Origin of the sequence: Amycolatopsis sp. NBC_01480 (assembly GCF_036227205.1) — a bacterium.
In the GTDB taxonomy this organism is placed as follows: domain Bacteria; phylum Actinomycetota; class Actinomycetes; order Mycobacteriales; family Pseudonocardiaceae; genus Amycolatopsis.
This window is the reverse complement of record NZ_CP109442.1, coordinates 864,235-887,490: the sequence shown is the minus strand read 5'-3', so window position 1 is coordinate 887,490 and position 23,256 is coordinate 864,235. Positions and strand designations below refer to the sequence as shown.

The window sequence follows — 23,256 nt, the reverse complement described above, 5'->3', positions numbered from 1 at the left end:
GTCATGCCGGGTACTGAGCGGAGGTACTTCGGCCGGCTGGACCCGTACTGCTGGCTGGCGGTCCTGCCGATGCTGCTGGTGGCCGCGCTGCTGGCCGTCATGGGCGCGGTGGCCTTGGGGGCGGTGTGCGTGGTGGCCGCCGGAGTGGTGCTGCTCTTCGATTCCTGGGTGAACCGGCCGGAGCCGCCGACCGCCCGTCCCTGGCCGGTCGGCCCGCGCCCACGCCCCCGCCCGGTCCGGGACGGCACCGGGCTCACCAGGGTGGCGCCGCGGGCTCGCAGTAACGGCTCGTCCCGAGCCACGCGACCGCCGAACGGACGGCGTCACGACTACCGGTGAAGCGGATCGTGCGGTCCCTGACCGCGTCCAGCCAGCTGGTGCGCCCGAGCCAGGCGGAGGCGAGCGCGGAGGGTGTGCATTCGACCTGGGCGGCGATCGGGAGCCGGGGGTCCTCGGCGGTGACGGTGGCGGCCTCCGCCGAGAGCGCCAGCCACCACCAGCGCTGCCCCGGGGTCTCGCCGAACCGGAAGTGGACGCTGACCGGTGCCGCGGGCAACTGGGCCAGGTCGATGCCACGAGCGATGTCGTAGAGCAGGAAGCCGGGGTCGAGGTCATCGGGCCGGGGCGGCGGCAGCCGGCGCCGGCCCCAGCGGCCGAGCGCTTCGACCACGGTGTCGAGCGCCCTGCCCGCCTCGGTCAACGTGCAGTGCCGAAGCGTGTCGCCAGAGCGCGAGAGTGTGACCAGTCCCAGATCGGCCAGCTGCCGGAGGCGTTTGACCAGCAGGCCACGGGACAGGCCGGGCAGGCCGTCGGCCAGCTCCGGCGGTGTGGTGCCGCCGTGCAGGAGCTCCCGGATGATCAGCAGGGTCCACGGTTGCTCGAGGACCTCGGCCGCGCCGGTCACCGGGCAGTGCTGGGCGTATCGCGTCACCTCGCCTCCTGGTGGCCCAGCCGCTCATCGATGGCTTCGGGGCAGATCCGGCCGGCTGGATCTTGAGGGGAGGGCTCGCTGTCCACGCCGTCATTCTCGCCGGGCACAGCACGGCTGCACCTGACGCTTACCTGACGATTGCTCAGGCCCAGATCGCTTCGGCGGCGGTGCCGGCGGGTGGTTCGCCGCCCGCTTCGGCGAAGGCAGTGAGCACCTCGACCAGGCCGTGGCGCGCGTGTTCGGGCATCTTCGCGACGATCTTGGCGATTTCGCGCCGGCGTCGACTGGTGACCAGGCGGACGACACGGGCGCCTTCACCGGTCAACTCGATGACGATTTCGCGGCGGGAAGAGGGGCTGTCCTGCCGGGCGACCAGGTCGACGGTGACCAAGCGGTCGACCATGCGGCTGGCGGTGGAGGGGTTGACGCCCAGCAGTTCGGCCAGCGCGGCGTGCTTGAGCGGCCCGCGTGAGTGCAGGACGACCAGAAGCCGGAACTGCGGGAGGGTGACCAGGTCTCCCGCGGCGGCGATGGAGCGCGCGGAGACGGCCACCAGCAGCCGCGACGCGGTGAGCACGGCGTCGGTGACCGCGTCGACGTCGGTGCCGGTCGCGGTGGTCGTGGGGCGAGGCATGGTTCCAGTGTGCCGCACCCGCGCCACTTGCCGCTGGCGAGGCCTGACCGGCAAACTGTTGTCTTGGGCAAGAGTCTTGCCTGGCAACCGGCAGAGTGGGGGTATGGGCATGGCCCTGACGGATCGAGCGCCGACCGGTCTGGTGCGGACGCTGTTGCGCGCGCCGATCTGGTTCTACCGCGCCGGGCTCGGCGGGCTGTTCGGCCACCGGCTGCTGTACCTGGCGCATCGTGGCCGGTCGAGCGGGCTGCGGCGCGAGGTCGTGGTGGAGGTCGTCCGGTTCCGGGCCGACGGGCCCGAGGCCGTGGTGGTGGCCGCCTGGGGCGGGACGCCTCAGTGGTACCGCAACCTCCAGGCGGAGCCCGCCCTGGAGGTCCGGCTCGGTCCCCGGCGGTGGCCGCGCCCTCGGCAGCGCCTGCTGGCACCGGCGGAAACGGTGGCGGTGCTGCGGGAGTACCAGCTCGCCCACCCGCGGGCCTGGGCGCAGATCGCGCCGCGCCTGGGCTTCCCGGCCGCCGCGGACGATCCACGCTGGCCCGAGGTGGCTGCGGCGGCCCACGCGGTGGCGTTCGCTCCGGCCGCGGCGGGATAGCCGCGTTCCTTCACCCGGTTGGCCGAGGCGACGCGAGTGAGCCGCGGATCCCGGGACGGGTGAGCGGTGCCCCGGTTTGCCCTGTGCTCGTCTTTGCGTCATCTTTACCTGGATCCACCGATGATCTTGGTGGTGGGTCGTGTCGTGGATGCGCAGATGCCCTCTGACTTGGGATGATTGTTCTTGCGACGGAACAAGAGTCCACGAGTGGGAGGGCATCTGCTGATGCGATCGTCTCATATGGCTGGCGCGTTGTCGGTGCGCTGTGATGATCCGGATCTCGTGTCGCAGGCTGGTGTGGTTCCGGTGATGCGGCTGGCCGAGCACGCCGGGCTGGCGGATGTGGCCGACGAGCTGCTGACCCTGGGTGGCACGAAAGGGTCGAACGCGGGGGCGAAGATCGCCTCGATCGTGGCGGGCATGGTCGCCGGCGCGGACTCGATCGACGATCTGGATGTGCTGCGCCACGGCGGGTTACCGGCCCTGTTCGGCGGGATCCGGGCGCCGTCGACGCTGGGCACGTTCCTGCGGCATTTCACGATCGGGCACGTGGCGCAGCTGGAGAGAACGGCCGGGCAGGTCCTGGCCCGTCTCGGTGAGCTGGCCCCGGGTGTGCTGCCGGTGCCGGAGGCGGCCGGGCGGCCGGTGTTCCTCGATCTGGACTCCAAGATCAGCCAGGTGTTCGGGCGGAGCAAAGAAGGCGCGGCGTTCGGCTATACCAAGGTCCGCGGGCTGAACTTCCTCGCCGCCACCCTCTCCGGCGGCCGGGACCGGAGCGCGCCGGTGATCACCGGCACCCGGTTGCGCGGCGGCAACGCCGACACCCGCCGCGGCGCGGCGTCGTTCCTGCGGCAGAACCTGACCACCGCGGCCCACGCCCTGGGGACAGGACAGAAACTGTGGGTGCGCATGGATTCCGGGTTCTACGTCGGGAAAGTCATCAAGACCGTCACCGACGCCGGGCACTGGTTCAGCGTCACCGCGCCGCAACGCCAACCGATCCGCGCCGCGATCGCCGCGATCCCCGAGACCGCCTGGACAACCATCACCTACGACCAACCGGTCCACGACGGCGAGACCGGGACACGGATCCACACCGCCGAGATCGCCCTCACCCGCTACACCGCGTTCACGAATCCCACCACCCAGCGCGGACAACGGATCACCGCCGACCTGGTCGTGCGCCGCACCCCCGCCCACACCCCAGAAGAGGCGCCGGGACTGTTCACCGCCTGGCGCTACCAGGCCATCTTCACCAACTATCCCGCCGGCCCGGCGGCCATCGAGGCCCACCACCGCGCCCGCGCCGGGGCCATCGAGCAGGTCTTCGCCGACCTGTCCGACGCCGCCCTCGCCCACTTCCCCTCCGGCCGCTTCGCTGCCAACGCCGCCTGGCTCACCCTCTCCGCCCTCACCCACAACCTCCTGCGCGCCGCAGGCCACCTCGCCTCCACCTTCCACGCCAAAGCCAGAACCGGCACCATCCGCCGCCACCTCATCCACCTCGCCTCCCACATCACCCGCACCCCCTCCGGCCAGATCGTGCTGCACCTGCCCCGCAACTGGCCCTGGGCAGCCCCCTTCACCACCCTGTTCACCAGCACCCACCCACCACCACACCCAGCCTGAACCCCACCCGCCCCACCCCGAAAACAGGGCCTGACCGGAAACCACACGTGGACGCGCTGGACCAGCCAGCACGACCCAGCACGCCCACACCCCAACCCAAGATCACCAACCCACACCAAGATCACCAACAAACTCATCGGTGGATCCAGGTCTTTACGCGTGGAGTGCCGGGAAGTCTGGTCGGCCTGCTCGTGCCCGGCCGGGTGACGAGCGGACCGGTCGACCCCAGGGAGTCGGATGGCGCTCGTCCTCGCATTCGGTGTGGTGTTGCTGGTCAGCGTGTCGCTCTCCGGTGTCGCCGCGCGCACCGTGCTGTCCACCGCTTTGCTGTTCCTGGTGGCGGGCGCGCTGCTCGGTGGGGGCGGCTTCGGGCTGATCCATATCGCGCCGCGTGACCCGCTGGTCACCTCGCTGGCCGACATCGCGCTGTTCACGGTGCTGTTCACCGACGGGCAGCGCGCGAACCTGCCGGCGCTGCGGGAGAATTGGCGGTTGTCCGGCCGGGCGCTGGGGCTCGGCATGCCGTTGACGATGGTCGGTATCGCGGTACCGGCGCACTTCCTGGTCGGGCTGGACTGGCCGACGTCACTTCTGCTCGGGGCGATCCTTTCGCCGACGGACCCGGTGTTCGCCGCCGCGATCGTCGGCCGGGACGATGTGCCCCTGCGGCTACGGCGGCTGCTGAACGTCGAGTCGGGCCTGAACGACGGGCTGGCGCTGCCGTTCGTGCTGATCTTCCTGGCGACCGCGACCCACACCTCGTCCGACCTCGGCACCGTGGGTATCGAGCTGGTGCTGGGGCTGGTCCTCGGTAGCGCGGTGCCGGCGCTGGTCAGCCTCGCCTGGCGGCTCAGGGTGCTGACCGCCGAGCCCCGGCTGCAGGCCTTGGGGCCGCTGGCCGTCGCGGTGATCCTCTACGCGGGCTGTCACCTCACCCACGCGAACCCCTACCTGGCCGCCTTCGCCGCCGGCTCCACATTGGCCACACTGGACAAGACCGCCGCGGAACACTTCGAGCCGCTGGGGGACCTCCTCTCGGAGATCACGAAGTTCGCCGCCCTGCTGGTCTTCGGCGCGCTGATCACCCCGGACCGGCTTTCCCACCTCAGCGCCGGGGGCTGGGTACTGGCCGTGCTGGCGATCGCGCTGGTGCGCCCGGCCGCGATGCTGCTGTCGCTGCTGCGCACGCCGATGTCCGGACGAGAGCGCGCGACCGCCGCGTGGTTCGGCCCGAAGGGCTTCGCCTCGGTGGTCTACGGCCTGCTCGCGCTCCAGTCCGGCATCGCCGACAGCGAGCTGGTGTTCGACCTGGTCGCGGTGACGATCGCGCTGTCGATCGTGCTGCACTCCTCGACCGACGTGCCGATCGCGAAGATGCTGCGCGTCGAACCGCCCGACAACCTGCCCACCGGCCGTCCCGCGCACGCGGGCGACCATCAGGAAAACGACAGGAGCAGCGGATGAGTCCCGGCGGAAGGGCCCGGTTCGCCGTAGCCTGGACGGATGCACGCTGCCGAGATGGCCGAGGAGTACCCGGTCGTCGACCTCGACTCCGACGCACTGGCTGCCGCCCGCCTGCTGGCGGAGCGGCGGTTGCCCGGTCTGGTGGTGACCGACGCGGACGGCTGCCCGCAATCGGTCCTGCCGGCGTCGGAGGTCGTGCAGTTCCTGGTGCCCTCGTACGTGCGGGACGACCCGTCGCTGGCCGGGGTGCTGAACGAGTCGATGGCGGACCGGATCGCGGACAAGCTCGGCGGTCGGAAGGTCCGGGAGCTGCTGCCGGCCGAGCCCGCGGAGCTGCCGCGGGTGAACGCGGACGACACGGTCGTGGAGGTGGCCGCGATGATGGCACGGCTGCGCTGCCCGCTCGTCGCGGTGATGGCGGGACGGACGCTGCTCGGCGTGGTCTCGGCCTCCCGGCTGCTGGAGCTCGCCCTGCGCTGACCCGGGCGGTGGCGCGATGAGCACGATCATCGCGGTCACCGTGTTCGTGGTCGCCTACGTCTTCATCGCGACCGAGAAGATCCCGAAGATGACCGCGGCCCTGGCCGGCGCGGGCGTGGTGCTGGCCACCGGGGTCAGCGGCTCGGCCGACGCGTTCTTCTCCGAGGACACCGGCGTCGACTGGAACGTGATCTTCCTGCTGCTCGGGATGATGATCATCGTCGGGATCCTGCGCCGGACCGGGGTGTTCGAGTTCGTCGCGATCTGGGCCGCCAAACGGGCCAAGGGCTCCCCGGTCCGGATCATGATCCTGCTGGTGCTCATCACCGCGGTCGCGTCGGCGTTCCTCGACAACGTCACGACCGTGCTGCTGATCGCCCCGGTGACCCTGCTGGTCTGCGACCGGCTCGACATCAAGCCCGCCCCGTTCCTCATCGCCGAGGTGCTGGCGTCGAACATCGGCGGCACGGCGACGTTGATCGGCGATCCGCCGAACATCATCATCGGCAGCCGCGCCGGGCTGACGTTCAACGACTTCCTGCTCAACCTCACCCCGATCGTGGCGATCGAACTGGTGGTCCTCGTCCTGGTACTGCCCCGGCTGTTCCGCGGCTCCTTCGCCGTGGACCCCGAGCGGGTCGCCGACGTGATGGCGCTCAACGAGCGCGAGGCGATCGGGCAGCCGAAGCTGCTGCTCAAGTCCGGGCTCGTGCTGGCCCTGGTGTTCGCCGGGTTCGTGCTGCACTCGGTGGTCCACCTCGATCCCTCGGTGGTCGCGCTGCTCGGCGCCGGGGTGCTCGTGCTCGTGTCGGGAACCCAGCCGAAGCACTACCTCGCCGGGGTGGAGTGGGAGACGCTGCTGTTCTTCGCGGGCCTGTTCATCATGATCGGGGCGCTGGTCAAGACCGGTGTGATCGACAGCCTGGCGCGCCTGGCCGCGGACGCGACCGGCGGCAACGCCCTGCTGGCGGTCTTCCTGATCCTCGGGGTTTCCGCACTGCTGTCGGGGGTCATCGACAACATCCCCTACGTGGCGACAATGAGCCCGCTGGTCCTGGCGCTCACCAACGACATCCCGGACCCGTCGCATTCCGAAGCGCTCTGGTGGTCCCTGGCCCTCGGCGCCGACTTCGGCGGCAATATGACCGCGGTCGGCGCCAGCGCCAACGTGGTGATGCTCGGCATCGCGGCCCGGTCCGGTTCGCCGATCTCGTTCTGGGAGTTCACTCGCAAGGGCGCGATCGTCACCGTGATCACGGTGGTGGTCGCGGCGCCGTACCTCTGGCTGCGGTACTTCCTGTTCAGCTGACGAAGCCGCGGAACCCCACACCCGGAACGGAGCGTCCATGAATCACCTGCTCGTCGCGGTTGCCCTGATCGCGGCCTTCGTGCTGGCGGCACTGATCATCCGGATCTGCCGCCGCCGGCGATGATGGCGAGACCGTAAATCTTCAACGGTCAGCACACCGACGGCGAAGCCCGTCAAGAGCGCCCCGCCGAGAGCCGGGCAGCGGCGAGCGCGGCGAAACCCAGTGGCGGACAACGGCAACGGCCCTTTGCCCTTCCTGGACACGCGGTGGCTGCGGGGCCGGAAGCTCGTGGCGGTGAGCCGCCGCTGATCCAGGCGCCCTTCGCAGCGGTCGCGTAGCCCAGACCGAAAAGCTTGTCGAGGGACGCCCACCGGACCACGAACCCGGTGACGGTCCGCAGCACGGCCAGGAACTTCCCCGCGGCCGGCGGCCGGCGGCGAAGTCGTGGTCGGCGCCGGTTCGCCGGGCGGGGGGCACCCACCGGGGTCGTGATCCGCGCGCCGTTGGGGGCGTTCGGTGCGTTACTCGGCTGGGACGCCCGCTCGGATGGGTAGTCCGGCGGCGGACCTGACCAGCTCGTAGAGTCCGTCGAAGTTCCCACCGATGTGTGGATAGTCGGTGCGCGGGGCAGCGTATCGCTCGAAGCGGGCCCGGGCCGCTTCGGCCGAGGTCGCGCCGGAGCTGACACCCGAGGTCGTGCTTCGTCCGAGGGGCTGCTCGCGGAGTCGACGCCCGCGGCGATGATTGTGCTCGGCGCATCCGATCAGTCGATGGCCCGCGCTCTTCAACAACTCTGATACGAGGTCTGACCTGGGCCGGTGCGGTCGGCTGCGCTCGATTCGGGATGATCGAGTCTTGTGCTGCGCCATGAGGCCGCGGTCTTGCGCCGGACCAATCCCAAGCCGCGCCTGAACTGGGCTAGCTGTATGCCGCGCATTCTTCGCGGCATTGATTCGGCTGCTGTCCAAGGACCTCCGCGCCCGTCGGCTGGTCGCCGTGGGCACGGTGCTGTGCTGGCATCGGCGCCTGGTCGCGGCCAAGTGGCGTCAGCCTCGACCGCCCGGATGCCCACGTCTGGGGCACCGGGCTGCCGCCCCACCATCCGGACGACGCCGCGAAGCTACGGCATCCCGCCCTCGCCGACGCGGACGACGGTCCGGCCTGGCGCGCGTTCCTGCAAGCCCAGGCCAGTGCGATCCTTGCGATTAACTTCTTCCAGGTCGAGACTGTCACCCTCAAGCGCCTGCACGTGTCCTTTGTCTTGGAGCATCGGGCCAGGCCGACCTGCTGGTCGGCGCGGACGGCGTCCACTCCACGGTCCGCCGGCTCGTGTTCGGCGACGAGACCCGGTTTGTGCGGTACCTCGGATTCCACACCGCCGCGTTCGCGGTGCACCGGGCAGCCGATCCCACTCTGCCCGATGATCCGCGGGCCGAGCTACAGAAGACATACGGGACGCTGGGCTGGCTGGTACCGCGCGCATTGACGCACTGTCCGCCGCCGGAATCGATCTACTACGACCAAGTCGCCCAGGTCGTCATGCCGCGCTGGAGCCGCGGTCGGGTCGTGCTGGTCGGCGACTCCTGCTACGCCGTCTCGCTTTTGGCAGGGCAGGGGGCCGCGCTGGGCATCATGGGCGCCTATGTGCTCGGTGAGCAGCTGGCTGCGGCGGAAACCCCCGAAGCCGCGTTCACCGAATACGAACGGCTGGTCCGCCCGGTCGTCACCGAGAAACAGGAAGTCGCGCGGCGAGGCGCACGCTGGTTCCTGCCCAGCAGCACGGCACAGCTGTGGATCCGGCGAGCCGTCCTGCGCCTGGCCTGGCTTGTGCGTGCCGACAAATGCGTCCGTGCAGGTCAATCGCCGTCGGTGGGTGACCGCTCGCGATCCGGCATGATCGCGTCTTGTGCTGGTTCGCTTCATCTATCTCGCCGTTGTCCATGTGTTCGCCGTGCTGCGGCTACTGTCGATGACCGACCGCGAGAGGGACGTGGAGATCCTTGCCCTGCGCCACCAACTGACCATCTTGCAACGACAGCAGGGTGACCAGCGCCCGCGACTTCGGCCTGAGGACAGGATGTTCCTCTCGATGTTGCTGGTGCCTCTGTCGCGCGGGGTGTTGCGTCGGCTTCGGCTTGTGGTCAGTCCGGACACGGTGCTGCGGTGGCATCGCGATCTGGTGAAACACCGTCATGCCCGCGTGAGCGCGAATCGAGGGCCTGGGCGTCCGCGTACTCTCGCCTCGATCCGTCGCCTCGTCCTCCGTATGGCGGCCGAGAACCCCTCGTGGGGCTACCGACGCATCCACGGCGAACTCGTCCTGCTCGGTATCAAGATCGCTGCCTCGACTGTGTGGGAAATCCTCAAGGTCAACGGTGTCGATCCGGCCACGCAACGGACGACCGTCAGGTGGGCTGACTTTCTGCGGTCCCAGGCTGAGGCGATCCTGGCGATGGATTTCATCGAGACTGTCACCCTTACCGGGCAGCGGCAGTACATCCTCGCTGCCATCCACCACGCTGGCCGGCGAGTCCGCGTTCTCGGTACCACCGCGCACCCCACCCATGCCTGGGTGACGCAGGCTGTCCGCAACTTGTTGATGGACCTGGCGGACGCAGGAAACGTCGCCCAAGTTCAGGTTCCTCATCCGCGACCGCGACGCCAAGTACCCCGCGTTGATCGATGAGATCCTCCGCGACGCCAAGATCGCCACTGTGCTAAGCGGTGTCCGGATGCCTCGGATGAATGCGATCATGGAACGCTGGGTGAAGACGCTGCGCGCGGAACTGCTGGACCGCACGTTGATCTGGAACGAGACTCACCTCCGGCATGCGCTTGGCGAGTACGAGCGGCACTACAACCAGCATCGAACCCACCGGCACTGGCCGCCGCGGCACCCCTGCGAGCCCGGCCTCAGGCCCTTGAACCTGACCGGATCGAACGCCTCGTGATACGCCGGCAGGACCGACTCGGCGGAGTCCTCCATGAGTACAGACATGCCGTTTGACATGCGTGGATGTAATTTTCGGCACCCACAGGGTTGCCGCCGATCCGGTTGCATGACCTTCGCCATGGTGCGGCGACGTTGGCACTCGCGGCTGGTGCGGACATGAAGACGGTGCAGAACATGCTCCGGCACTCGTCGATCACCGTGACCGCCGACACCTATACCACCGTGCTGCCCGAAGTCGCTCTCGCCGCAGCCGAGGCTACAGCCAAGATCATCCCGCGGACGGCTACGCGACGGCTCGGGCTCGTCTCGGGCGCGTCACCGACCATTGTGGACAGTCACAAAGCGGAAGAAAGCCTTCCAGAAAACACAAAACCCCAGGCCACGGTTTTAAGTGACCTGGGGAGTGAGGGTGCGCCATCAGGGACTCGAACCCCGAACCCGCTGGTTAAGAGTTCGCTGCTCTCGCTGTCGGATGGTGTCGAGTGATGACGAACAAGACCTTTTCGACTGGTCGCGGGCCATCACATGTGTCAGACGATACCGGTCCCTGTCATCGTGTGCGCGACCTCTCGGGCACTTCTCGGGCACGTCCGTGCCGGATTCTGTCGAGGTATTCGTGCAGGTTGGGCGCGGGTTCCGGTAAGGGCTCGGCGGGAGGCCGGTTGTCGTGAGGAGCCCGAGCGAGGGTCGCGATCCGGTGCTGTCGGCGGTCACGCTGATCGTGGGGATCATCGTGGGTCTGACTTTCCTCTTCGGTTTCGGGAACGTGTTCACTTTGGCTCTTCGGCTGGGGGTGCCGGTGTGGGTTGCGCCGTTGGTGGCGCCTGCGGTGGACCTGTCCGTGGTCGGGTTGCTGATCGCGATTCGGTATCTGTCGTTGCGGGGTGCCCCTGATGTCGTGATCCGGCCGGCTCGCCGCCTGTTGCTGGCGTCGAGCGTGGTGACCTTGGCGTTGAACGTTGCCGAGCCCTTGATCGTCGGCGAAGTGGGAAAGGCATTGTTCGATGCGGTGGGTCCGTTGCTGCTGATCGGCTGGGCGGAGGTTGGGCCGGTTCTGCTGCAGGCGCTGGCCGATGTACAAGCAGCTGGGGGGTCGACCAGGATGGCGCAGCCGCACACCGGCGACTCTGACGGCACTTCTGCGGAAGAGCCAGGGGATGCGAGCGTAGATGACGAGTTGCTGGAGCGGGCGCGGCAGGAGGATCAACGGCATCGTGAGCGTCACCAGCGTCCGGTCTCTGCTGAGAACCTCAGGAAGGCGTTGGGGGTAGGCGCGGAGCGGTCGCGAACGCTCGTGAGGCTGGTGCGTGCCGAGCGGAGTATTTCCGCATGACATTGATGGTTACTCAGACGTCCGCCAGCGCGGCGTCACGGCAGCGAGTGGTCACCACCGTCTGGCCGGTTGCTGAGTGCGGCGGCCACAACCCGGTCAGGTCGGCGGGGTTTTGAACGTCGTCGAACTGCAACGCGGCCAGCGTCACCCGTAGCCATGTCCTGAGGGCACGGTCTCACGTCATTACTGGGGCGGTTCCCTGTTCCAATGCTGGCCAGCGAAGTCGTCGCGGTTGTCCGCGCCTTTCCAGTGCTGCTTGGGCAAGTCACCTCGGAAGTTGCATCCTGGGCAAGCGTCCTCGCCTTGGAGGTGGCCTTCGTACCAGGCATGCACCGCTGCATGCGTTACGGCGACCCGGACGTCCGCTTCGCCCGACTCGTAGGCCGCCAGGGCACCTTCGATGATCATGCCCAGAACGGGTGAGTCCGGAGCAGGGAAAGGCGGCGAAGGGAACCTCTCAGCTTCCATAGCCGTCTAGGATACTGGAGTTCTGGTGCTCGTCTGCGCCGTTCTCAGCGGCGCCGTCCTTCCTTGCGGAACGGGTTCCACGCGGCCATGGCCTCGGGCGCGCAGGACAACACCCGACCGCCCAATTGTCAGGTGTTGAGCCCTCGACCGGTCACAAGCAGACGTCGCATGATCTATCTGGCCGGCGCCCCTGTCATTCTGTCTGGCGGAACCGCCGCCCCACGTGTTCTGAGCGTCCGGCCGGGTCGTTCCCAGTCGGCCGGAGAACATGCTGGGGCGGGGCCAACGGCCTAGGATGTCCAGCCAGAACGCAGCGAGATCTAAATGGGACGGTCAAATGGTCGAGGGGGCGGCGCGACGAGGGCAATCCGGCAGGCGCACGGGCGTGGTACCGCGGGGTGGCGGCGTACGTTGGCGTCTGATTGATCGTGTTCTGGCGAACTACGAAGCCGAGTCCGTGTTGGCGCTGTTGGGTGCAGCCATCGACTCTCCGGTCTGTCGTTTGTGGGAGAGGCAGCTGCTGCTGTTGTGGGCGCGTGCCGTTCGTCTACCACCCCGCGGCAGCGTAGAGGCGACATCGTCCGATCTCGTCGGCCTTGTGGAGCAGGCAGTTCGGGCGGCGCCTGATCGGGTCTCCAACGGCTACTTCGCGGCGGTGGACGCGCGGTCGATCGTTCGACATGAGATCGCTGGTCGCCGGCTGCGGGTGCATCCAGGTGACCACGTTCATCCACAGGTGTTTCTCCGGTCAGTGTCGATGACCGCAGCGGTGATAGATCCCGTGTTGGTGCCGGTTCGAGGGTTCGGGTTGGCCGATGTGATGGAAGTGGTCCTCGGGCACTCCGACAAGCTGGTCTCGGCTCTCGCCCCTGCGTGGCCCGGGGCGCGGCCTGACGGGCCTGCTTTCTGGGAAGCGGCCGAGCCGGTCGTCAGCGAGGCGGAAATCGCGGTCGTGCGGGACGGGATGGCTGTTGGTCCGGAGGAGTTGGTTACGGAGTGTCGCTACCCAGCGCGGGCGGCGGCGGCGTTGACGTGGTTGACCCGCCCTGCATCCGCGATCAAAGTGGCGTCTCGGCCGACTGAGCCGGCATTGGGGCCGACTCTGGTGGTCGACGGTGGCTCCCGAAGCGTGTTTGTGCCAGCAGCGCTGACCATGGCTACGTTGGCGGCGGCGACCCGGGAGTTGGCCGATCAGGCGGCGGAGTCGGCGTTGTCCCATCATCGGCTTAACGCGGTCGTTCAGCGGCGGGTTGTTCGGGTACTTATGGGTCACACGGCAGTGGAGTTGACCGAGGAGGCGGTCGATGATGCCGCCTCATCGATCGAGGCCCGGTGGGTGATGCCTCCAGACGAACCGGTATCCGCCGTCGTCCGGGGTGAGGCGCGGCGACGCACCGAGCAGGTTCGCGGTCGGCTGCTGGATCCAGAAGTGGTGCAGGGACCGCGGCACGCGACGGTGATCGTGAGCGGCCTGGGCTCGGGGGATCTGGGGCTCGCCTTGGATTGGGCGGACTACCGCTGGGCACGGGAATCTGCAGATCGACCTGAGAAGGTTCGGCCGCCTGTGCGGCTCGTGATCTACGGCGGGCCGGCCGTGCTCGCCGCTCAACAGATCACCGATACGGTCCGGCTGCACGTCGAGGAACTTGTCGAGATCCTTGCGGACGCCCAGGGTGATCAGATTCTGCTCGCCTGCTTCCTGGACGATCTCTATCGGCCAGATTCAGAGACGCCGCTCTTCCTGGATGACGTCCTGGATGCGTGGTCGGTGTGGCGACGCCGCGGCTACCTCGTCCCACCCGTTGACTTCGATGGCGTCTGGGAGGAGCGGTACGACCAACCCGACGATCTGCCGTGGGCGCGAGCCGCGGCTTGGGAACCGATTGAGCAGCTCTTGTCCGACGCGGCCGTACCTGCCTCCGTCGGGTGGCCGGTCGCGCGACTGAGCCAGGACGGCGATGAGGCAGACCTGTTCGATCGCGGAGACGGCATCGCCTTGTTGGTACGCCGAGATCCGGGCATCGTGATCTACGCATTCCTCGGCGAGGCCGAGCAACTTGGCATGAGCCCGGATGCGCTGTTCGGATTCGCCGACGGGGTACGTGTCACGGTAGGTCGCGCCGCGGCAATCTCGTCGCACCTGAACTTAGGTGACCGCGTTCCGCTCAGCCTGGCACTTCGTCTGCTGCCCGAAGCGGCATCGGTGCACGATCAAGAAATCGCAGGCGTTCCGTATCGCGTCGGGATGTCTGCGGATCGTGCAGTCATCGAGATCGGCATTGTCCCGGAGGCGATGTCACTGTTTCAGGGCGACGGCCTGGAGGGGCACAGTGCACTCGGCTTTGCACTGTACGAGGCCGTAGCACGGTTGCGGCAAGCCCGCGGCGACGTACCCGGCCTCTCCCGCGAGGAGTTTTCCGCTGCGTGGGATTCCTGCCCGCCAGTAACGACTGTGGCATTCGTCGAGTCCGATACTCCGGCCCTGCCTGAGCCGGATGCGCTGCCACGCGGTCCTCACATGAGGATGCGGGCAATCGAGGCTGTGGCACGGACCGTGCGTCAGCGCGGCATACCGTCCGGTAGCTACACCGGCGAATCCGCTGTCCAGGTGTGCCGTGAGCACCTGTTGCAGGCGCTGGAAGACGCTCTCGTCGCTCGCGCCCGTACCTACCGTCCGAGCCTTGTGGATGAGGTTCTACGCCGGCTCAATGCCGCCTATGCAACGCGATTCGTGGAGCAGGCCACTATCGCCCGCTCGCTCGCCGGCCCGTTCGCAGACAACTGGATCGAGCACGCGCTCGCAGCCGAGGAAGGCGCGGCGGCGACGCGTCCGCTCGAGGTCCTGTTCGAGTACGTCCTGGCCTACCCCCCAGGTGGGGATCGAGACGCAGACGTCCTCGATGTCGCTGACCTTGTAGCGCTGGCTGATCTCGTGCTGAGTACGGCGACGCGCATCCGCACTGCCGACCAGCATCTCTCGGACTTCGCGGTTCTCATCGCCGACGGAGTATTCGCCTTCACCGACGAACCGAATGATGCCGACGCCGACCTCGCCAGCCAGGGCTTCGATCACGACGCGTACTCACGCGCTCGCCGTGACCAGCAGGTTTTCCTGGCGCGTGCCGCAAGCCCGGCCGCCGAGCCGGGAGACAGACAGCGGATGCCCATATACGTGACAGAGCGATCGCCGCAGCCGTTCGCACCTTTTCATGACGTCGCCGACGAGATCCTCCGTCAAGCCGACGATGGGTTGCGTGGCGCGACGGGCACCGGCCTGGACGCCATCCGAGCCGTCTTGCACACGGCGCAAGCCTGGCCTGTCGGTAACGACGGGCTGGCCCGAGTAGAGCCGGGAGCGTTGGTGGCCGACGCAACGGCCTGGAGTCGGCTACCCGATACCGAAGTGAACGCCGCTCTCGAAACGCTGACACTTGACCGCGAGACTCTGGAACCCTTGAGCGCTGAGCAGGTCGCTGACCTGGAAGATCGACCTGATCGATTGCCGCTTCGGCCCCTGCCCATGGTCAACGGCGTGGTGTTGATTGGTCCCTGGATCGCCCATGCAGGCCTCACCGCGTACGTCACGTACCTGATGGACAGTCGCCTTCCTCCCCTGCGCGCATTACCCCAACACCTGCTCAACCTCATGCAGCGCCGACGACAACAGCAGAACAACGAACTGGAGGACGAAGTTTCGTCGGTCGTCAACAACCTCGGACTACCTCGCCGATTTCGTTTCACCCAGGGAGATGCGGTGAGGGCGGGCATCCCGGCGCAGGCCGGCGAAATCGACCTGTTGGTGGCCGACGTCGAACATTGCCGTCTGTGGGTGTGCGAGATCAAGGATCCGCAAGCAGCATACTCGCCACCTGCGCTGTTCCGGCACATCAGGAGCTTCGTTAAAGGCGACGGGCACGTTGCCAAACTGCTGTCAAAGGCTGATGTGATCGGCGAGCACGCCCGACAAGCAGCCAAAGCCTGTGGGGTAGAAGACGATCTTCCGTGGCGCGTCGTTCCACTGCTTGTCACACGCTGGGTTGAGCCCGCAGCCTTCATCGCTCATCCGAGGGTAGCCTCTACTGTGCTTGACCGACTGGCTGCGGTGCTGGGCAAGGATTCAGACCCCGACCCTTTGACCTCAACTTATGATCTGTAGGCCGAACCACGCCCGGTTCTGTCTGTAGAAGGCAGTTCTTCGATAACCGACGGTGAGTGTACGTCTGATTATCCGGACCTCCGGATGGCTCACTTCGCAGCGCTAATCCGATCCAAGCATTCGGATGTTCCGCCATACATGGGCGTAGCTGCGGTACGCCGCGCGCATCCAGGAAGGAACAGAGTTCCAATCGGTGGCCACCTGACGCTCGCCCCAAGCCACCTGCATAATCCGGCGATCATCGGCGAAGTCCTCGACAAGATCGCGGCGCAGAAAGAGCAGATGGCCGCGCCAGGGTTTGTCCGCACGGAAGGTGGCGGAGGCACGTCGGCCGTCCAGGCTCACGAGGTCCACGGTGCCGGGCAACTGGCGTAGTCCGAATCGGGCGGCGAACTCGAACGACGGCACGTCGTAGCCCCCGCCGAGCCCGACCTCCGAAGTGCTGTCGGGGGTGAAATCCACGGCGACCTGGTCGAACCTGATGCCGTCGTCCTGCCAGTCGCGGCACAGAGCGCGGCGCGAGAAGGCGCCCGGGGCATTGTCGTCGAAGGTCAGCTCGAACCGGGGGCTCCACGGCATCTCAGCGGCCAGCACGTCGCGGACCATCGGCAGCCGAGGGAAGAAGTCGTTCCCGAGATACTGTTGCTCACTGGCGAGCTGTTGGGCGGGTTCAGCGTCCTCCTGCTCCAGCACGAGGGTTCGGAAGAACCCGAACACCTCCCGTCCATCGCGGCGGTGGTCCAGATATCCCTCGACCAGAAGCCAGCCGCCGTCCACTCCGTGGATCTCCTCGGGTGACCACAGCTGGTCGGAGACGGCCACCGTCCCTGAGGTGAGCCAGGTCTGGTCGTTAGTGGGCTCCACGGGCGCCCACAGCGGAAGGGGCATGGGTGCTACCGGGGGCTCGTCGGGGAAGGTCGGGTCGATGTCGGGCATCAAGCGTTCTGCTTCACCGAAGGAGGCCGGTGCGCGACCGACATCCACGAGGCGGCCGACCATCTCGTGGTAGGCGATCCAACCGTACTTCTTACCGTACCGCTCAACCTTCCTTTTGGATCCGTAGCGCCGCTCGGCGTCCGCGGCAATGGACTCGTCAACGCTGCCGAAATCCTCACGGCGCCAGCCAAGCTCCCAAACGCGGCCCATGACCTCGGCGCGGGCCTGGCGATACTCGGGGTGGTCGAAGTCGTAGTTGCCCCTGCCGTTGATGGCACCCCCGATGATGTAGTTTTCGAAGTCCATGCCGAAAGTACGGTCGCACTCCTCGGCATTGGGGTCGTCGTCCTCCATCACCTCGGCCGCCGCTGCGGCGGCGAACGTCAGCGCGAAGGCGTCGACCTGATCCGGGACGGCAGCGGGATGGAGGGTGCCGGCGAACTCGTAGGTGGCCCGGATGTGGCCGCGCAGTTGCTCGTGCGACGTGGGTGTGGTCCCGTCGAGGAAGCGATCGCGCAGCTGCACCAGCCAGCCCCGCAACGCGCTTTCGAGCGGCCCGCCGGGGTCGGGCATCTGATGGGCGCTGACGGCGCCGAACGCTGCGCCGACGACCCGTTCGATGACATACGGGTCGTCGATATCGAGCATCCGGGTGGCCAGGTCGAACAGCCGCTTGGGTTCTGGCCGACCGTAGCGCTGCAGGGCTTTCGTCGCCAGGTCCCGCATGCTCGTGTCCGTGGAAGTCAGCAGCCAAGCAATGGCCAGTGCGTCCAGGTCGTCGCTCTCGGCGCGGTCGCTGCTTCCGGACCACCTGTCGATCGCTAGTTCCACATCTGCCGTTAGGCGGTCTGAAGCCTGGTTCCGAGCCCATTCGCTCCATCGCAGGTCACGTTTGGGAAGGGGCAGCTGACGCAGGACACGGTCGAGAAATACAGCATTCAGGCGGTGCGGGGCCGAGCTGCGGATCTCCCACAGACGGCCGAATGCTGGTCGGCCCTTCCTCTCGCCGGGGCGTGCGGTAACGAGCGCGTTTGCAAGCGCGTCGACGGTCTCGTTGTCGAGAAAGTCCGACTCGGTGGTGAGTTCCTGAGCGAGCACAAACGAACGGTGCTCATCCGGGGCGACGCGCCACAGGTGGTGCCGGGTGAAGCGGCGTGGCACCAGAGAGATGAGGCCAATGAGGATGTCGTCGCCGAGGGGGTGCACTTGGTCCCCCAGGAGGAACTGCCAGAGAGATTCTTCCGCGAGCTTCTCGTTGACGTCCGCGGGGGTAATACGCTCCAGGATCGCGTCGGCGATCAAGTATCCAGCGAGGCGGTCAAAAACGAAGCCGCACTCAGTGTCGTCGGAACCTCTGACCTCCTCGCGGAAGATCACTCCCTCCTCTACGAGACGCCGGAGCAGGCTTTCGTCCCAGTTCGGCTGGTCGACGTCAAGGATTCTTCGCGCTTCGTCGAACGGAAGCCGGCGGACGTTGTCCGTCCACATGTGTCTCGCCAGAGCCGTGAGGCGGCGCTTAATCTGGTCGGCCGGCACCGGGATGCGAGCCGGATCCTGGGCCAGCCGCTCGACCACGCCCTCGCGATACAACTCGAAGACGCCGATGAGGGACTGAGGCAGCGCCTCCACACCCACCGGCTCTCGGCGGTCGTGATTTGCGGCCTCGCAGTACATGCGGACGAAGAGCGGGTTGTGGAGCTCTCCCATCGGTAGCCAGGCGCCGGCCGGGTTGATCAGGTAGTGACGGAAGTAGACGCGGAGGATGTCGTCGACTTCCGCGCGCTGCCACTCCAGTTCCAGGCGCACCGTGTCCTTCGGGAGGGCCAGGTCGGCGCGCACTTCGCGGAGGGTGACGATCACCGCCACGTGAGGGTAGGCGCCTAGGGCAGGTGCCAATCCAGCGAGCAGAGTCCTCCACTCCGAGGGCCGTTCGGCCTCGTTCAGGCCGTCGATGATCAACGGAATCCGGCAGCCGGCGCGGTTACCGGCTGAGTTGAGAGCTTCCAGCAGGTCCCCGAAGTAGTCGACCTTGAGTCCGGGGATCTTTCGCGCGAGGTCGTTCAGGGTTCCGCCAGCGCGCAGGTTCCCGCCCTGGATGAAGACTCCTGCCGTGGGCTGGTCGTTCGGTGAGGTCATCTGCGCGGCAAGGTGCGTCTTGCCCTGTCCCGCGGCGGCGATGACGGCGAGCAGGGGGGCTTCAGTGTCCGCTCGTGTATTGCGCAGCCACTGGACGATGTCGCGGATCTCCGCGCCGAGACCGGTGACCAGCAGCGCCTCGGGCAGGCGACGCTTCCTCAGTTCGAGCACCAGGCGCCGCAGCGTTCGGGGAGAGGTTGCGGGCGGCCCCTGTTCGGCGAGGCGCTCGCGGACCTCCCAGGGCCGGAGGCACCTTCCGGCGTCAAGGATCTCCCGCAGGTCGTGGACGAATCGGTCCAGGTCGTCAGCAATCTCTACGGTGCCTTGGCGGAAGGTGGTGTCGAGGCCGTCGATGGCTGCGCGCAGTGCCTGGATCCGGACTGCGATGTCGTCAGTGCGCTGCTGCAACCACTCGAACGACACGGGGCGCAGCGAGGCCCGGTCGATGCGATGTTCCACGTGGTGGGAGGTATGCAGCCGTGGCATCCACCGTGCCTCGATGGGTGCAACAGATCGCTTGTGGGCTTGAGCCAGTACGTCCGTGGTGAGGGCGAGTTCACCGAAGAAGGTGGAGCGGAGCTCGTCGTGTCCCGCGAGTTGCTCGTCGTAGTTCTCGGTGGACCAGAGTCTGACTCTGACGCCCGGCTGGCTGAGTCCGTCGATCCACTCCTCGTCCCCCTTGGCGGGCCGCTGTGGAAGGCAAAGCACGAAGTCGGTCAGGCCGGCGACGTGCTTGATCGCCTTGGAGAGCGATTCCTCGATCTGCTTGCGTTGTCCTGTGCTGAGCTCATTCTTGCTGTTGAGGATGAACCACTTGCACGACCAACCCCATACCCTGCCAGGTTCACCCAGGACACCGCCATGGTCTACACGCAGGTAGAACTCGACGCCCGGCTGGTTCCGACGCTCCCGCATCGTGCCCAGCGCGCCGTAGCGGCGGGACACGATGGCCCGAGTGAGCGCTTCGAAGTTCCGGTCGGCGGCGCCGGGCAGACGTTCCAGCTCAGTCAGATCCACTGTCGCTCCCAGTGCTTGCATCCGACCGAGTAATCGTGTCCTCGTCCCATTGGTGACGGGAGAAGATCTCGACTTTCGCGCCGTAGTGGAGAAGCGCCTTCAGGAATCCCTGGACGTCAGACTCGTCGGTCCAGATCCGGACCGTCTCTCCGGTGCGGGTGACGGTGTGGTCAAGGGCGAAGATGTCGACGTCGTACCTCCCCATGTCGTACAACTTCATGTCGGCGAGTGCTTTGCCGAGTTCGCGAGGCATGCGCTCGCCAGGGTTCCGCCAGTCGTCATCGGACCATGTGTCCTCGGCAAGAGCCTTCAGAGCCTCCATGCGCTCTTCCGCTGCTTTCGCACCGGTGACTGTCTGAAATCGGCCGATCAAGACCAGGTCCATCGAGTGCTCCGAGCCGTAGCCGTTCCAGATCCTCATCGTGCCTCCCTCAACGCCTGTACGGCTTCCATGATGGAATTTCCGACTGACAATCCGGTGGGCGCGTAGGCGTGAGGGCGCAGGACGCCGGTCGCGTCGACGTGCATGTGCGCTTCGAGGGGGCGCTCGCCTGGGATGGCCTCCGCTGTGGGCAGCGCGGCTTCGAGGCCGGTACGGGAGACCGCGAGCCGAACGCCGTTTGTGGTGGTCGCGGCCCATTCGACGAGGCGTTGAGCGTCGGTGTCACTGATACCGGGAGTTGCTGCGGTCGGCTGCTCCGGCAGAAGCAGGAGTTCCGACGCTCCGACCGTGTCGGCGAACTCGGCGAGGTCATCTAGTTCACCGACCGTGTCGGCATTGATGACGGCGTTGATGCCGAACGGGGCAAGGGAGCCGAGCAACGCCGCCGCCTGGACCACGGCCGCGAACGGTCGGCTGCGGAGTCGTTCGTAGGTGGCTCCGACTCCGTCGACTGACAGGCGGACGAAGTGCACGGCCCCGCGCAAGGATTCGACGAGTGCGGGTGTGAGCCGGTGCCCATGGGTTGTGAAGGTCACCGCCATAGACGTGGACTGGGCTATGTCCGAACACAGCTGCGTGAACCTTCGGTACGCGGTCGGTTCGCCTCCTCCGAAGCCGACACCGAGGCACCCGGCAGCATCGAGTTCGACCGCCCACGCGACAACACGCTCTCTGTCGAGCGCGGCGGCGTGCTTGGGCGCGTAGCAGTAGGTGCAGCGCAGTTCGCAGGCGTTGGTCAGCGCGACGGACAGGTACCGCGGAGCGCGGGAGAACTGATCAGAGGGGACAGATACCTCGTCGAGCAGCACGTTCGTTCCGGAGACGCGGTCGAATAGGTGAACACCAGCTGCGGACAGGCGAATCTTGCACCTCACCGACGGCATAATGCCACCGTCACCAGCCAGCCGCTTGTCCGACGCACCCGTCGAGCTTGGCTGGCCGCCATCGTTGCCTGCTGCCCGCGGAATGGGTTTCGGCCGTTGCGAACATATGTTCTAGTATTGCCGTGGTGGTCCGGAGCAGGTTGAGACGACACGCGAGGCTGGGAGGTGGACGGGCTGAGCTGGCTGGTGCGCGAGCGTGATGGCGCTTCGTGATTAGGGTCCTGTCGCAGATTGCGTGATCAACATGGGGTTTGGTCAGACTCGGCAGAGGACCTTCTTGCGCAGCAGGTCGAACTTCGCCCGCCCGTACATGCTCCTTTTGATCGATTTCAGACGCGAGACAGCGCCTTCGACTGCGCCGGAGCTGTGTTCCATAGTGAGCCCGTTGACCACTGCCGCGTGGTCGCGCTTGAGCCCGGCGGTGAAGGAGTGCAGGTGCGGGAAGTCGTCTGCTTCGACCGCGGCGATCCACGCGTCGAGCCGCTCACCGTGCCGGCCCATCATCATCTCCGCGAACGACGAGACATGAAACGACAACCGCTCCAGTGCCGAGCTGCGGGCGAGGATCTCCTTCAGTCGGTAGCGGTCGCGGTCATCAAGGTCATCCGGATGCTGCAGCATCCATCGAGTCACGTCGCGGACCTTCGGCGGTGCTGGAGTGGACGGCGGCGCGGAGCCAACGGTCCGGAACAGACGCAGATATCGGGTCAAAGCCGGGTAGCTGCCGCCGTACCCCAACTCGCGAATCTCGGCCAACAGGACGGTCGCTGTCGTGCAGCCGTGGTTCCATCGCTCACGCAGGTAGGGCTTGAACCGCTCCAATTGCCCCGGCCGCCCGTCCCGCTGCTTGACCAGCAACTCCTCCACGCTCGCGGTACTTGCGAAGCGTCGCACGGTTTTGCGGTCCAGTCGCAGCGATCGCGAGATCCCGCTGATCGATTCGCCATCGGTCAGAAGTCGTTGTACTGCTTGGTGATGCTCGCGGATCCGGACGACGATCGCTTGCGCTTCGACACGATCGATGTCCGCGGCGATCGCGATCTGTTCGATGTCCACTTCGGCGTCTGTGTTCCGATCAGGTTCGTCGAGATCGTGATCAGGGTCGCGTAGGTCGTGGCGGTGATGCCTGATCGTTTTCTCGACGTAGCCTGCGAGTCCGTGCCAGAGGTGCCAGCGGTCGGCCACCTGCTGAGCTCCGGGTGCGCCCACGCGCGCGCCTTCGGCATACGCGCTGGCACGATCACGGCAGACGATGGAGACGCCGCGGTGCTGGCGGAGCCACGCGGAGAAGCTGTCCGCCGTGCGATCGGCGAGCAGGTCGATCGGGCGGTGGGTGGCCATGTCCAGCAGGATGGTCCCGTAGGTGGCGCGGCGTTTGAACGCGAAGTCGTCGACGCCCAGCACTGCTATAGACCCGACTGCGGGGTCGGGCACGGCGCGGACCAAGCGCAGCAACGTATCCCGGCCGGTGATCAACCCGAGGCGACCGGCCAGCCGCGCTCCCGCGCGGGCAGCGACCGCCAGGCCGATCGATTCCAGCATCCGCTGCAGCGGATGGCTGCGTCGGGCGTGTGCGCTGGTCAAGCCCTCGACCTGCTCAGCGAACGTCCTGGCCGTGCACGACGTGTTGTCGCAGAAGAACCGGCGCATGCGCAAGCGCAGGACCACCGGCACCCCCGCAATGGGCACGTCAGCAACCCGACGGTGATAGCGGCCATGAACTCGGCTCGACCCGACTCCACACGACCGGCAGACACCGACGTTCGACCTGGCACGTGCCCAGATTCGCACGCCCGAATGACGTCGTTCGATCTTCTCGACCGTCATGTCGGCAAGGTGCGGCAGCAGGCCAGCTACTTGATCATGATCGCACTCGGATCATGATCACAGA

The 23,256-nt window shown here is 67.0% G+C and carries 19 protein-coding genes and 1 pseudogene; 13 read left to right on the top strand and 7 right to left on the bottom strand.

Annotated features, from left to right (window positions below):
* The first annotated feature begins 3 nt into the window (after positions 1 to 3).
* On the top strand, positions 4 to 339 hold the full coding sequence (locus OG371_RS04155; RefSeq protein WP_329065692.1) for a hypothetical protein: 336 nt from the start codon (positions 4 to 6) through the stop codon (positions 337 to 339).
* Here OG371_RS04155 and OG371_RS04150 read toward each other — a convergent pair.
* Positions 254 to 931, bottom strand: a complete 678-nt coding sequence (locus OG371_RS04150) for a winged helix-turn-helix transcriptional regulator (protein ID WP_329065690.1) — start codon at positions 929 to 931, stop codon at positions 254 to 256. The genes OG371_RS04155 and OG371_RS04150 overlap by 86 nt on opposite strands.
* Positions 932 to 1,073: 142 nt before the next feature.
* On the bottom strand, positions 1,074 to 1,565 hold the full coding sequence (locus OG371_RS04145) for a MarR family winged helix-turn-helix transcriptional regulator (protein WP_329065688.1): 492 nt from the start codon (positions 1,563 to 1,565) through the stop codon (positions 1,074 to 1,076).
* A gap of 109 nt (positions 1,566 to 1,674) precedes the next feature.
* On the opposite strand from OG371_RS04145, the gene OG371_RS04140 reads away from it, so the two are divergent.
* From OG371_RS04140 to OG371_RS04095, 10 genes and pseudogenes are all read left to right on the top strand, one after another.
* On the top strand, positions 1,675 to 2,157 hold the full coding sequence (locus OG371_RS04140) for a nitroreductase family deazaflavin-dependent oxidoreductase (RefSeq protein ID WP_329065685.1): 483 nt from the start codon (positions 1,675 to 1,677) through the stop codon (positions 2,155 to 2,157).
* Positions 2,158 to 2,397: 240 nt separating this feature from the next.
* Positions 2,398 to 3,786: an IS1380 family transposase gene (locus OG371_RS04135; protein ID WP_329062161.1), complete on the top strand. Its 1,389-nt coding sequence runs from the start codon at positions 2,398 to 2,400 to the stop codon at positions 3,784 to 3,786.
* Positions 3,787 to 4,023: 237 nt separating this feature from the next.
* Positions 4,024 to 5,250, top strand: a complete 1,227-nt coding sequence (locus OG371_RS04130; RefSeq protein WP_329065684.1) for a cation:proton antiporter — start codon at positions 4,024 to 4,026, stop codon at positions 5,248 to 5,250.
* A gap of 39 nt (positions 5,251 to 5,289) precedes the next feature.
* Positions 5,290 to 5,730, top strand: coding sequence for a CBS domain-containing protein (locus OG371_RS04125; RefSeq protein ID WP_329065682.1), 441 nt, complete (start codon positions 5,290 to 5,292; stop codon positions 5,728 to 5,730).
* 16 nt (positions 5,731 to 5,746) lie between these two features.
* Positions 5,747 to 7,039: an ArsB/NhaD family transporter gene (locus OG371_RS04120; RefSeq protein WP_329065680.1), complete on the top strand. Its 1,293-nt coding sequence runs from the start codon at positions 5,747 to 5,749 to the stop codon at positions 7,037 to 7,039.
* A 1,276-nt stretch (positions 7,040 to 8,315) separates the two neighbouring features.
* Positions 8,316 to 8,933, top strand: a pseudogene (locus tag OG371_RS04115) (FAD-dependent monooxygenase); the annotation flags it as partial.
* 13 nt (positions 8,934 to 8,946) lie between these two features.
* Positions 8,947 to 9,726 (top strand): hypothetical protein, encoded by a 780-nt coding sequence (locus tag OG371_RS04110; protein WP_329065678.1) that lies wholly within the window; start codon positions 8,947 to 8,949, stop codon positions 9,724 to 9,726.
* Positions 9,716 to 9,991, top strand: coding sequence for an integrase core domain-containing protein (locus tag OG371_RS04105; protein WP_329065676.1), 276 nt, complete (start codon positions 9,716 to 9,718; stop codon positions 9,989 to 9,991). The genes OG371_RS04110 and OG371_RS04105 overlap by 11 nt, the downstream gene beginning before the upstream one ends.
* Positions 9,992 to 10,080: 89 nt before the next feature.
* A complete protein-coding gene (locus tag OG371_RS04100; protein WP_329065674.1) occupies positions 10,081 to 10,479 on the top strand; it encodes a tyrosine-type recombinase/integrase in 399 nt (132 codons plus the stop codon).
* A 214-nt stretch (positions 10,480 to 10,693) separates the two neighbouring features.
* Positions 10,694 to 11,326 carry a hypothetical protein gene (locus OG371_RS04095; RefSeq protein ID WP_442876143.1) on the top strand — a complete coding sequence of 211 codons (633 nt, stop codon included), beginning with the start codon at positions 10,694 to 10,696 and terminating at the stop codon, positions 11,324 to 11,326.
* A gap of 13 nt (positions 11,327 to 11,339) precedes the next feature.
* Here OG371_RS04095 and OG371_RS04090 read toward each other — a convergent pair whose 3' ends face one another.
* Positions 11,340 to 11,474, bottom strand: coding sequence for a hypothetical protein (locus tag OG371_RS04090; RefSeq protein WP_329065670.1), 135 nt, complete (start codon positions 11,472 to 11,474; stop codon positions 11,340 to 11,342).
* Positions 11,475 to 11,533: 59 nt separating this feature from the next.
* Between OG371_RS04090 and OG371_RS04085 the strand changes: the two genes are divergently transcribed.
* Both OG371_RS04085 and OG371_RS04080 read left to right on the top strand, forming a co-directional pair.
* Positions 11,534 to 11,749, top strand: coding sequence for a hypothetical protein (locus OG371_RS04085; protein ID WP_329065669.1), 216 nt, complete (start codon positions 11,534 to 11,536; stop codon positions 11,747 to 11,749).
* A 340-nt stretch (positions 11,750 to 12,089) separates the two neighbouring features.
* Positions 12,090 to 15,950, top strand: a complete 3,861-nt coding sequence (locus tag OG371_RS04080) for a hypothetical protein (RefSeq protein ID WP_329065667.1) — start codon at positions 12,090 to 12,092, stop codon at positions 15,948 to 15,950.
* 102 nt (positions 15,951 to 16,052) lie between these two features.
* Here OG371_RS04080 and OG371_RS04075 read toward each other — a convergent pair whose 3' ends face one another.
* The 4 genes from OG371_RS04075 to OG371_RS04060 all read right to left on the bottom strand — a co-directional run bounded on the left by OG371_RS04075 (position 16,053) and on the right by OG371_RS04060 (position 23,192).
* The gene (locus OG371_RS04075; RefSeq protein ID WP_329065665.1) at positions 16,053 to 20,039 is read right to left on the bottom strand and encodes an NACHT domain-containing protein; all 3,987 of its coding nucleotides are present in this window, start codon (positions 20,037 to 20,039) and stop codon (positions 16,053 to 16,055) included.
* Positions 20,026 to 20,460 (bottom strand): DUF6375 family protein, encoded by a 435-nt coding sequence (locus OG371_RS04070; protein WP_329065663.1) that lies wholly within the window; start codon positions 20,458 to 20,460, stop codon positions 20,026 to 20,028. The genes OG371_RS04075 and OG371_RS04070 overlap by 14 nt, the downstream gene beginning before the upstream one ends.
* Positions 20,457 to 21,365: a radical SAM protein gene (locus tag OG371_RS04065; RefSeq protein WP_329065661.1), complete on the bottom strand. Its 909-nt coding sequence runs from the start codon at positions 21,363 to 21,365 to the stop codon at positions 20,457 to 20,459. Before OG371_RS04065 ends, OG371_RS04070 begins: the two co-directional genes overlap by 4 nt.
* A 255-nt stretch (positions 21,366 to 21,620) precedes the next feature.
* Positions 21,621 to 23,192: an ISL3 family transposase gene (locus OG371_RS04060; protein WP_329065659.1), complete on the bottom strand. Its 1,572-nt coding sequence runs from the start codon at positions 23,190 to 23,192 to the stop codon at positions 21,621 to 21,623.
* Positions 23,193 to 23,256 lie beyond the last annotated feature (64 nt).